We start from the raw sequence: 10441 nt of genomic DNA, 5'->3' as shown, positions 1-10441 counted from the left end.
CGCCCGGCCGCCGCAGTGGCGTCGGACGCCCACCGGCCGGAGCTGCTGCGGGTGGTGGAGTAGCGGCCGCCACCGGGGTGCCGGCCCGGCCGGGCGGGGAGGGCGTCCCCGCCCGGCCGGGCCGGCGCGTCACTCCCCGCTGTGCTCCGCCTCGTGCTGGAGGATGCACTGCTGCCACTGCGACAGCGCCTCCTCGCGGTCGCCGCCGGCGTCCTGGGCGGCGACGATCAGCGCGTCGGCGGCCATGGCGGCCAGCCGCACCGCGACATGGCAGACATCGCGCTGGGGGAGCGGCCGGAGGAGTTCCACCGCGCCATCGCTGTCACCGGACAGAGCCGAGGCGACGACGGCCATGGTGGTGCGGTCCCACTCGTACTCGGACATGGTGAGAGCATGCCCAGCGGGCGGCGCGGCCATCATCGAACGGCTGGCCGGTGCGGAAACCCGCCGACCGGCCGCGCCGGGGGCCGACGGGCCCCTCACGGCGCAGCGCGCGGCCGCGGCCGTGGCGGCGCCGGCACGGGTGCGGTGGCGGGCGAAGCCATGGGGCCTCCCGGAGCGGGGACGGGCGGGGGGCCGTTCCACCCGTCACCTCACGATACGAACCTGATACAAACCCGGCCCAGTTTCGATCATTCCCGGTCGATACAGTGCTGCGCCAGGGGTGTCCGCAAGGCCCCGGACCGTCTGAGCGTCGGGAGGGCGCAGTGACCGAGCACAGCACCGAAGGCTGGGGGAGGGCTCTCGACCGGTGCGCGCCGGGCGAAGGTGGGCCCGAGCGGAGCGGGGTTTCGGCATGAACACAGCGGCAGGCAGCACCGCTATCTGGGGCCGCGCCGAACAGCAGGACTTCCGTAGCCGGGTGCGCGGCTGCCTGTTGGGCGGCGCCATCGGCGACGCGCTCGGTGCCGCCGTCGAGTTCGACTCGCTGGACGCGATCCACGAGGCGCACGGCCAAGACGGCGTGACCGACCTGGTCCCCGCCTTCGGGCGGCGCGGCGCGGTCACCGACGACACCCAGATGACCCTCTTCACCGTGGACGGCCTGATCCGCGCCCAGGTCCGCCGCGACACCGGCGCCTGGCACCCGCCCACCGACGTCCACCGCGCCTACCTCCGCTGGGCCGCCACCCAGCGCGACTGGGGCCCCGACGAGCGCAAGGAGGACGACGGCTGGCTCGCCCGCGAGGAGTGGCTCTACGCCCGCCGCGCCCCCGGCCGGGCCTGCCTCAGCGGCCTCGGCGACGAGGTGATGGGCACCCTCGACACGCCGAAGAACCCGAATTCCAAGGGCTGCGGTGCGGTGATGCGGTCCGCACCGTTCGGCCTGCTCGTCGGCTGGGAGCCGCAGTTGGTCTTCCAACTCGCCGTCGAGTGCGCGGCGCAGACCCACGGCCACCCCACCGGCTACCTCGCGGCCGGCGCGTTCGCCGTGATCAGCCACTCGTTGGCGCGCGGCGAGGACCTCGACAGCGCCGTCCAGAAGGCGCTGGCCCACCTCGCCACCCGCCCCGGCCACGAGGAGACCACCGACGCCCTCAAGCGCGCGCTGGGCGCGGTGCGGCAGGGCATGCCGACGCCCGCCCGGGTCGAGTCGCTGGGCGAGGGCTGGACCGCCGAGGAGGCCCTGTCGATCGGCGTGTACTGCGCCCTGGTCGCCGAGGACATCCGGCACGGTCTGCTGCTCGCCGTCAACCACGGTGGCGACAGCGACTCCACCGGCGCCATCTGCGGCAACCTCCTGGGCGCCCTGCACGGCGAGACCGCCCTCCCCCCGGACTGGCTGGTCGAACTGGAGGGCCGCTCCACCATCCTCCAGCTCGCCGACGACTTCGCCATGGAGATGACCCAGGGCCCCGCACTGCACGGCCCCGCGGGCTCCGCCGCGGGTTGGCTGGCCCGCTACCCGCGCGCCTGACTCCCCCGGGCGCGCGGCCGCCCACCACCCGTCACGACCCGCCGTCACGACCCGCTCGGCACCGCCGCCGGCCGGGTCGCCCCGTCCTCCTCGCCGTCGTCGTTGATCCTGGCCAACAGGGCGTCCCGCGCGTCGCTCGGCTCCGGCCGCAGCAGGCCGAGGAGGGTGAACAGCACCAGCGACGTCGCCACCGGCGCGACGATCTGCACCTGCAACTCCACGCCGGCCAGGCCGTAGTCGGTCAGCCAGAACGCGCCCAGCCCGGCCGCCCAGGACACCAGCGCCGCGGTCGGCCCGGACCGGCGGAAGGCCGGCACCAACCCCAGCAGGAACGGGATGGACACCGGCCCGACCAGTCCGGCCACCCACTTGATGACGACGGTGATGATGTCCTTGAACGCCGGCGAGTCGACCTGCGTGGCGATCGCCATCGACAGCGCCAGGAAGCACACCGTCGACAGCCGCGCCGCCACCAGCCCGCCCCGGTGCGACCACGCCCGGGCCCGCGCCGACACCGCCGGCGCGATGTCCCGGGTGAAGACCGCGGCGATGGCGTTGGCGTCCGAGGAGCACATGGCCATGGTGTGCGAGAAGAAGCCGACGACGACGAGCCCCAAGAGACCGTGCGGCAGCAGCCGTTCGGTCAGTAGCGCGTACGCGTCCGAGGCGTCCGGCTTGCCGGTCGTCACCAGGAGCGGCGCCGCCCACATCGGGAAGAAGAGGACGGCCGGCCAGACGAGCCACAGTGCCGCGGACAGCAGCGCCGACCGCCGCGCCTCCCGGGCGTTGCGGGTGGCCATGTAGCGCTGGGCCTGGTTCCACATCCCGCCGCTGTACTCGAAGGTCTTGATGAAGAGGTAGGCGAGCAGGAAGGCCAGGGTGTACGGGCCGGCGGTCGGCTGGGTGTGCCCGTCCGGCAGCCGGTCCCAGACCGTCCACAAGCCGCTGACGCCGCCCAGTTCGCCCAGTACGGTCACCAGCATCGCGACCCCGGCCAGCAGTTGGATGACGAACTGCCCCAGCTCGGTCAGCGCGTCCGCCCACAGCCCGCCGGCCGTGCAGTAGATGCCGGTGATCACCCCGGTGACGAGGATGCCGTGGTTGAGGGAGAGCCCGGTGAAGACCGACAACAGGGTGGCGATCGCCGCCCACTTGGCGCCCACGTCCACGATCTTCAGCAGGACGCCCGACCAGGCGAGCGCCTGCTGCGTGGGCAGGTCGTAGCGGGTCTTGAGGTACTCCAGCGGCGAGGCGACCCCGAGTCGGGACCGCAGCCGGTTCAGCCGGCCGGCGAACAGCCGGGCACCGATGGCGATCCCGACCGCGATCGGGAAGGACCAGGTGACGTAGGAGGTGACGCCGTACTGGTAGGCGATGCCCGCGTATCCGGTGAACATCACCGCGCTGTAGCCGGACATGTGGTGCGAGATGCCGGACAGCCACCACGGCATCCGCCCCCCGGCGGTGAAGAAGTCGCCGACGTCCGCCACGCGCCGGTGCGACCACACCCCGATCGCGACCATCACGCCGAAGTAGCCGATGAGTACGGCCCAGTCGAGACTGTTCATGCCCCCTCCAGGGGTCCGCCTTGTGAACGTTCCAGATGTGGAAGCACTTCGTCGTGACGCGGTCCTGCGGTGCCGAACACCCGCTCAGGAGCGGGGAACTCCGGGGATTGAACCGTTCGGCGCGACTGCCGGTCAAGAGTCTTGACGGTCATGGATATGAACGCAGGTCAAAAAAGCGAACGAAAGCGAGCCGAACGCGGAGCCCTGCCGGCTCTGCCCGGGCGCCCGGACCCGCACCCGGGCAGGCACGAAAAAGCGGCCGCACGGGCGGGGACCCGTACGGCCGCACGACGGCGACCGGCCGCTACCGCATCAGCTCGCCCGCGTTCACCAGCAGCGACTGCCCCGTGATGGCCCGCGCCCGGTCCGAGGCGAGGAAGACCGCCGCCTCCGCCACGTCCGCGTCCGTCGCCAGCTCCGGCAGCGCCGTCCGCCCGGTGAGCCGCCCCAGCACCTCGGACTCCGGCACCCCCTCGGCCCGCGCGGTGTGCCGCACGTACCCCGCCACCGGCGGGCCCCACATCCAGCCCGGCTGCACGGTGTTGACCCGGATGCGGTCCGGCCCCACCTCCTGCGCCAGCGAGTACATCGCCGACACCAACCCGCCCTTGGACGCCGCGTACGCCGCCTGCTGCACCTGCGAGGGTGCGGCCACCGACGACTGGGTGCCGATGATCACCACCGAGCCGCCGCCGGCCGCCGTCATCGCCGGCAGGCAGGCGCGGGTCATCCGCAGCGTGCCGAAGAGGTTGACGTCCACCACCCGCTGCCAGGCGTCGAAGTCGGCGTCCCGCAGGCCGCCGAAGTGGCTGTCCAGCGCCGCGACGTGGATGACCGCGTCGATCCCGCCGAACCGCGCCACGGCCAGCCCGGCCAGCGCCGTGCACTGTGCCTCGTCGCCGATGTCGGTCGCCCGCCAGGCCGTCCGTTCGCCCGACGCGTCGATCCGGGCCGCCGTCGCCGCGAGGTTCCGCTCGGTGCGCGCGCCGAGCACGACCCGGGCGCCGTCCCGTACGCACGCCGCCGCGACCTGATGGCCGAGTCCGGCGCCGACCCCGGAGACGATGACGGTCTTGTCGCGCAGCAGCATGCGGCACCCTCCTGCCGTCCGGCCCACGCCCAATATCTGACGAGGCGTCAGATGCGTGGTGGACGGCCAGCGTAGGCGTGCCGTGCGGCGAAGGGAAGGCCGTCGGGCGCCGGCGAGGCCGCCCCGCGGGTCAGTCCCAGCCCGATGTCTCGGTCGCCTCGAAGCAGTACTTGACCCAGGAACGGGACCGGTTGGGGTCGTTCGTGGGCACCGCACAGAACCGCACCCGGAAGGTGCCGCCCACCGACGCCATGGGCGTGAACACGTCGTGGTGGGAGGCGATGAAGGCGCTGCGGGGCGAGCCGCCCGGCACGCTCACCGTCACCTCGTCGCCGACCGCACCCGCCACGATCCGCCCCCAGACCGCGCCGCAGCGCTTGCTGTACCGCAGGTGGAGGCGGACCGGGTTGCCCTCCGCCGGCTCGAAGGTCGCCGCGTCCACCCCGCATCCGGTGGACTGCGGGTCCTTGCCGTCGCAGCCGGCCCCGGGGCAGCCGGGCGGCGGCTCCTCGTACAGCTTGGGGAGCTGGTCGACGGCGAACGTGGCGAGCGCGCCGACGACGGAGGTCGCCACGCCCACCACCAGGGCGTGCCGGGCGTGCGCGCGCAGCCAGCGCCCGGCGCCGCGCAGCCGCGATCCGACGTCGCGCCGCAGGGTCCGCAGGCGCCGCAGGAGAGAAGGCGGCGGGGGAGTCGGGGGATCCGCCGGATCCCGCGCGTCGGGGCCGTTGGTCATCCGGCCTCCTGGGAGGTCGCTGGTCCATGTGCCGCCAGGGCACCCGCCGTTGGGGCCGCGCCCCTCGGGGCGGGTGCCGTGGACCTTCCAGTGTCCGGCAGGGCCGGGCCCGCGGGACAGCGGATTTTCCGCCGTGTGACGGGCCCGTGGACGGCCGCCGCCCGGCCCCGTTACGTGGCCTGCCGCGCCGCCGCCAGCCCCGCGCGCAGCCGCTCCAGCCCCACGCCGATCTCCTCCGCCGCGTGGGTCACGAACGACAGCCGCATCGCGGCCGGATCCGGCCGCCCGGCGAAGAACGGCGCGCCCGGGACGTACGCCACGTCATGCCGCACCACCTCCGGCAGCAGCGCGGTCGCGTCGTACCCCGCGGGCAGCGTCGCCCATACGAACATGCCGCCCGCCGGGCGGTTCCACCGCGAGCCCTCGGGGAGCGCCCCGGCCAGCCCGTCCAGCAGGGCGTCCCGCCGCACCCGGTAGGCGTCCTTGACCCGCGCCAGGTGCGCGTCCAGGTCCGAGGCCGCCAAGTACCGCGCGGCGGCGGCCTGGTCGATGGTGGAGGTGTGCAGGTCGGCGGCCTGCTTGGCGATGACGCAGGCCCGCCGCAACGCGGCCGGCGCCCGCAGCGTGCCCAGCCGCAGCCCGGGCGCCATCACCTTGGAGAACGAGCCGAGCAGCACCGTACGGTCCTCCGCCCCCGGGAGGGACGCCACCCAGCGCTGCGGCTCCCCCTCGAAGCGCAGCTCCCCGTACGGGTCGTCCTCGGCGATCCACAGTCCGCGCCGGGCGGCGACCTCGGCGACCGCGGCCCGCCGCTCCGCGCCCAGCGTCCGCCCGGTGGGGTTCTGGAACGTCGGGATGACGTAGAGCAGTTTGGGGTTCTCGCGGGCGGCGATCTCGTCCAGCGCCGCCGGGTCCAGCCCCTCGTCGTCGGTCGGCACCGCCACCACCCGGGCGCCCGCGAGCGAGAAGATCTGGAGCGCCGCCAGATAGCAGGGGTCCTCGACCAGCACCACGTCGCCCGGCTCCAGCAGGGCGGCGGCCAGCAGCGTCAGCCCCTGCTGGGAACCGGTGGTGACCAGCAGGTCGTCGGCGTCGGTGGGCAGCCCGCGGGCCGTGGTGCGCGCCGCGACGGCCGCCCGCAGCTCCGGATCGCCCTCACTGGTCGAGTACTGGAGGACCTGTTGGGGAGCCTGCGCCAGCACCTCCCGGAAGGCGGCGGATATCCCCTCCACGTCGAAGAGTTCGGGCGCGGGCAGCCCACCGGCGAACGAGATCACCTCGGGCCGGGCGGTCAGCGCCAGGATGTCGCGTACGGGCGAGCTGCCGGTCCGGGCCGCCCGCGCGGCGAGCTCGGGGACGGGGGCGACGGCAAGGGGCAGGGCCTGGTCCGACATGGCAGCTCCAATCGCTCGTGATCTGCGTTAACCACCGTTAGCTGCGGATGCCGGGCAGCTTAGACGCGTTTCGGCCAACCAGGCAGTGCTGCCCGCATGCTGAACCGCCACCGCGATCCCCCGTCCACACCCCTCCCCTTCTGACGCTACGTCAGCTACACCTGTCCGCCATGACACCCGACCACCACCACACCGACCGGCACAACGACCACCAAGCCACGACCGCGGACACCGCAAAGGCGCAGGCCGCCGACGAACTCGCCGCCTACGCCGCGCTGCCCGCCACCGGCCCCTACGGCGTCCGCCCGGGCCACGCCCTGATCACCATGGTCGAACCGCACCCGGGCCACGAGCGGGCCTACAACCGCTGGTACGAGGACGACCACTACATCGCCGGCGCGATGGCCATGCCCTGGATCTTCGCCGGCCGCCGCTGGGTCGCCACCCGCGACCTGCAACTCCTGCGCTACCCGGAGCGCTCCGCGGTCGCCCGCCCGGTCACCGCCGGCTGCTACCTCTCCACCTACTGGCTCACCGAGGGCCGCTACGACGCCCATATGCGGTGGACCGTCGCCATCAACCAGCGCCTCAACCGCGACGACCGGGTCCACCACGACCGCACCCACGTCTTCACGGCCTTCCAGGACCACGCGGCGACCGTCTACCGCGACGGCGCGGCCGGCCCCCGCGACTTCCACGCACTCGACCACCCCTACGCCGGGCTGGTGCTGGAGGTGATCGACGCGGACGGCCCGCAGTCACGCGCCGCCCTGCTGGAGTGGCTGTGCTCCCACCATCTGCCGCAACGCCTGGCCGAATCGCCATCGGCGCTGGTCACCGTCTTCCGGCCGACACCGCTGCCCGGCGACCGGATGGCCTACGTCAAACAGGTCGAGGGCGTGGACACCCGGCTGACCCTGCTGTGGTTCCTCGAAGAGGACCCGCGGCGCGCCTGGGCGGCGCACTTCACCGGCCTGGCGACCGAGGTCGCCGCCTCCGGCCTGGGCCGCGTCGAGCTGGTGGCCCCCTTCATCCCCACCGTCCCGGGCACCGACCGCTACGTGGCCGAACTCCGCTGAGCGGTCGGGCAGATGACCGTCCGTGGCGGTCCGCCGCGCCCGCCCGTACGCGGACATGGCCGAGCCCCCTCGGCCGGGACGGCGATCCAGTCGAGAGGGCTCGTAACTGCGCTGATGTCACACGGACTGTGGTCGGTGACGACTCGGCTCAGGAGAGGTCGAACGCGCCCGTGGCGACGTCCGACACGAAGCTGCTCCAGGAGGAGTTGCCGAAGGTGAGACGCCCACCGTCGGGGACCTTGGAGTCGCGCACCGCGATGGCCGCAGTGGTCGGTACGGCGATCTCCACACAGGCGCCATTGCCGCCGGAGTACGAGGACTTGGTCCAGGAGAACGCGGAATTGGGCTGAACGGCCATTTTCACTCCACCTTACGCTGAGTTACCGCGGATTCGGTGAGAACGACGCTACGCGCCAACATCACCGGCCGCAGAGGGCCGTTCACCCGTCCGAATGGCATATTCCGTGATCTCTTTTCAGACGCGGTGGCTCAGGTGTACCGTGCGGGCCCGTTCACCGGAATTCAACATTCCGCGCTTTCGGGACCGTCGCCCCCGCCCCAGCGCCTTCAACTCATCGCGTCCGCATGCCGTTTGGCGGCCTCCGCGATGAACTCGCGACTGGCGTCCGCGCTCAATGCCTGCGCCCGCAGATGCTCGTACATAATGGTGTATTTGTGCACATCGTTGGTTTTCTCCAGATAGAGATCACTGGTGACACCCTCGATGTAGACCACGCTGGAATCCGCGGCGTCATCGAATTCCAGGATCGAGAACGTCCCCGACATCCCGGCGTGCGCACCGGTGTCATAGGGCAGCACCTGCACCGTCACATGCGGCAGCGTGCTCACCTCGGCGAGGTGCTCCAGTTGCTCGCGCATGATCAGGTGGCTGCCGACCACCCGGCGCAGCGCGCTCTCGTCCAGGACGACCCACAGCCGCAGCGGGCGCTCCGGCTCCCGAACCCGCTCCTGGCGCCGCATCCGCACCTGGATGCGCTTGTCCAGATCGTCCGGCGCCAGCTCCGGGACCGTGCCGGGAATCACCGCCTCGGCGTAACCGGGCGTCTGGAGCAGACCGGGCACCAGCAGGGATTCGTACGTCCGCAGCGACGCCGCCTCGGTCTCCAGGCCGATGTAGACGCTGTACGGAATGTCGCCGAAGGCGTGCCACCAGCCTTGCTGGCGCGAATCCTTGGCCATCTGCATCAGCGAATCCACTATCCGGCGGTCCTCGACCTCGTAGACCCCGCACAGGTCGCGGACATCGCGCTGACTGATGCTGCGACGGCCGTTCTCCAGCCGGCTGATCTTCGACTGGGAGACCAGTAGCCGTTCGGCCACCTGCTCCGCCGTCAGGCCCTTGTCCTCCCGGAGCCGGCGGAGCTCCTGGCCCAATCGGCGTCGCCTGACGGTGGGGTTGACGTTGGACGCCACGGTACGTGCACCTCCGGCTCCGTACTGCTGTCATTTCTTGTTGAGCAGACTGCCACTTCATGTGGACGCCGCGCAGTCAAATGAACACAGTAGGCGAGCGCACATGTGCGCGGGGTGGCGGACCGGGCCGTCGTCCGAACGGCTCGGCCCGCCACCCCGCGCTTCTCACTGCGGCTCCCGAACGGTCCGGGAAAGGGCGGTGCGGTGGCGCTGACGGGCGCATCCGCGGTGCGGGCGCTGCCCTGGTGGTGCGGTGGTGCGCGGCGGCACCCGGTGGTGCGCGCCGGGCCCGACGAAGCGCGGGCTGGCGCACCCCTACGGTGCCGGTGGCCTCAGCGGGCGCCGACCCGGGCCATGCTGCTGTGCCCGTGTCGTCGGGACTGGCCGGGTACGCCGGTCGCGTCGGCCGTCGTGCGGGCCGTCGCTGTCCGGGCTCCCGAGCCGCTGCCCGGTCCCGGGGCCCGCCGCGGCTGCGCCCCGACGCCGTTCTGGACGTCCATGACGGCGTGTGCGACCAGCCCGCCCATCGGGTCGTGCCGGATCAGGTCCCGAAGACGGGAGCGCGATGACCGCCCCTCGTTCCCCGGGTAGAGGTGCTTGCCGAGGCCGACCGCGTGGGCCAGTGCGGCGAGCGCCGCGGTCCGCGGGTCCGGTGGGACGCCAGTGCGGATCGCGTTGTCGAGCCGGGTCCTGATTTCCCGGCTGATGGCCGTCTCCGTCGCTTGGTAGCGCGTCGTCGGCAGCACCCCGCACATCTGGCCCGCCACGGCATGCACCATGCCGCACCGTTCGAGATGGTTGAGGTACGTCTGGCGCAGCCCCAGTCGGGGCCCGCCGATCCAGTGGACCGCGCGCACCGGACTGCCGCGACGGCGCAGCAGTTCGAGCGCTGAGTCCAGAGTCGGATCTCCTGTCGGCCGTGCCATCACCACGGCGATACGATCCCCGTCTGGGGCTATCCGTCCTGCCAGAGCCAGCTCGACTAGCTGTGCCCCGGCCAGGCCGAGGTCGAGCGACTGCGGCTGTGCTGTGGTGCCCGTGGCCGGGTCCAAAGCCAGCAGCAGAAGCTCCTCCGGAATTGTTCTGCGGCTCCTGCCCATCCAAGCCTCCCCGCGTGGATGAATGACAGGGTGACCCCTCTCACATTCATCTGTCGAGGGTGCGTGGGGGGTTCGGTAGGGAACCGGTAGGTATGTCGTTCTCGTCTAGCACGTCGGCGACA

General features: G+C 72.5%; 10 protein-coding genes. 2 read left to right on the top strand and 8 right to left on the bottom strand.

All coding sequences use genetic code 11. From position 1 onward, the window contains the following. Positions 1-129: 129 nt before the first annotated feature. Positions 130-384, bottom strand: coding sequence for a hypothetical protein (locus ACFVT2_RS28225; protein WP_018538657.1), 255 nt, complete (start codon positions 382-384; stop codon positions 130-132). A gap of 412 nt (positions 385-796) precedes the next feature. On the opposite strand from ACFVT2_RS28225, the gene ACFVT2_RS28220 reads away from it, so the two are divergent. Next, entirely contained in the window at positions 797-1918 is a 1122-nt protein-coding gene (locus tag ACFVT2_RS28220) for an ADP-ribosylglycohydrolase family protein (protein ID WP_390022353.1), read from the top strand. A gap of 44 nt (positions 1919-1962) precedes the next feature. Here ACFVT2_RS28220 and ACFVT2_RS28215 read toward each other — a convergent pair whose 3' ends face one another. From ACFVT2_RS28215 to ACFVT2_RS28200, 4 genes are all read right to left on the bottom strand, one after another. Next, entirely contained in the window at positions 1963-3486 is a 1524-nt protein-coding gene (locus ACFVT2_RS28215) for a sodium:solute symporter family protein (RefSeq protein ID WP_390022351.1), read from the bottom strand. 304 nt (positions 3487-3790) lie between these two features. Then, positions 3791-4576: an SDR family oxidoreductase gene (locus ACFVT2_RS28210; RefSeq protein WP_390022349.1), complete on the bottom strand. Its 786-nt coding sequence runs from the start codon at positions 4574-4576 to the stop codon at positions 3791-3793. Between the two features lie 130 nt (positions 4577-4706). Next, complete coding sequence (locus ACFVT2_RS28205) at positions 4707-5312, bottom strand: DUF2690 domain-containing protein (RefSeq protein WP_390022348.1); 606 nt, start codon at positions 5310-5312, stop codon at positions 4707-4709. A 170-nt stretch (positions 5313-5482) separates the two neighbouring features. After that, entirely contained in the window at positions 5483-6706 is a 1224-nt protein-coding gene (locus ACFVT2_RS28200; RefSeq protein ID WP_390022346.1) for a PLP-dependent aminotransferase family protein, read from the bottom strand. A gap of 170 nt (positions 6707-6876) precedes the next feature. On the opposite strand from ACFVT2_RS28200, the gene ACFVT2_RS28195 reads away from it, so the two are divergent. Next, the gene (locus ACFVT2_RS28195) at positions 6877-7785 is read left to right on the top strand and encodes a hypothetical protein (RefSeq protein ID WP_390022345.1); all 909 of its coding nucleotides are present in this window, start codon (positions 6877-6879) and stop codon (positions 7783-7785) included. 148 nt (positions 7786-7933) lie between these two features. Here the strand turns inward: ACFVT2_RS28195 and ACFVT2_RS28190 are convergent, their stop codons facing one another. From ACFVT2_RS28190 to ACFVT2_RS28180, 3 genes are all read right to left on the bottom strand, one after another. Continuing rightward, positions 7934-8143 carry a DUF397 domain-containing protein gene (locus ACFVT2_RS28190; protein WP_390022343.1) on the bottom strand — a complete coding sequence of 70 codons (210 nt, stop codon included), beginning with the start codon at positions 8141-8143 and terminating at the stop codon, positions 7934-7936. 209 nt (positions 8144-8352) lie between these two features. Then, a complete protein-coding gene (locus tag ACFVT2_RS28185) occupies positions 8353-9219 on the bottom strand; it encodes a helix-turn-helix domain-containing protein (protein ID WP_390022341.1) in 867 nt (288 codons plus the stop codon). A 332-nt stretch (positions 9220-9551) separates the two neighbouring features. Beyond that, a complete protein-coding gene (locus tag ACFVT2_RS28180; RefSeq protein WP_390022339.1) occupies positions 9552-10319 on the bottom strand; it encodes a GPP34 family phosphoprotein in 768 nt (255 codons plus the stop codon). Positions 10320-10441: the final 122 nt, after the last annotated feature.

The sequence above is a fragment of the Streptomyces sp. NPDC058000 genome (genome assembly GCF_042886435.1).
Taxonomy (GTDB): domain Bacteria; phylum Actinomycetota; class Actinomycetes; order Streptomycetales; family Streptomycetaceae; genus Streptomyces.
Note: the sequence above shows the minus strand (reverse complement) of the source record. Positions and strands in the feature narration are given on the sequence as shown.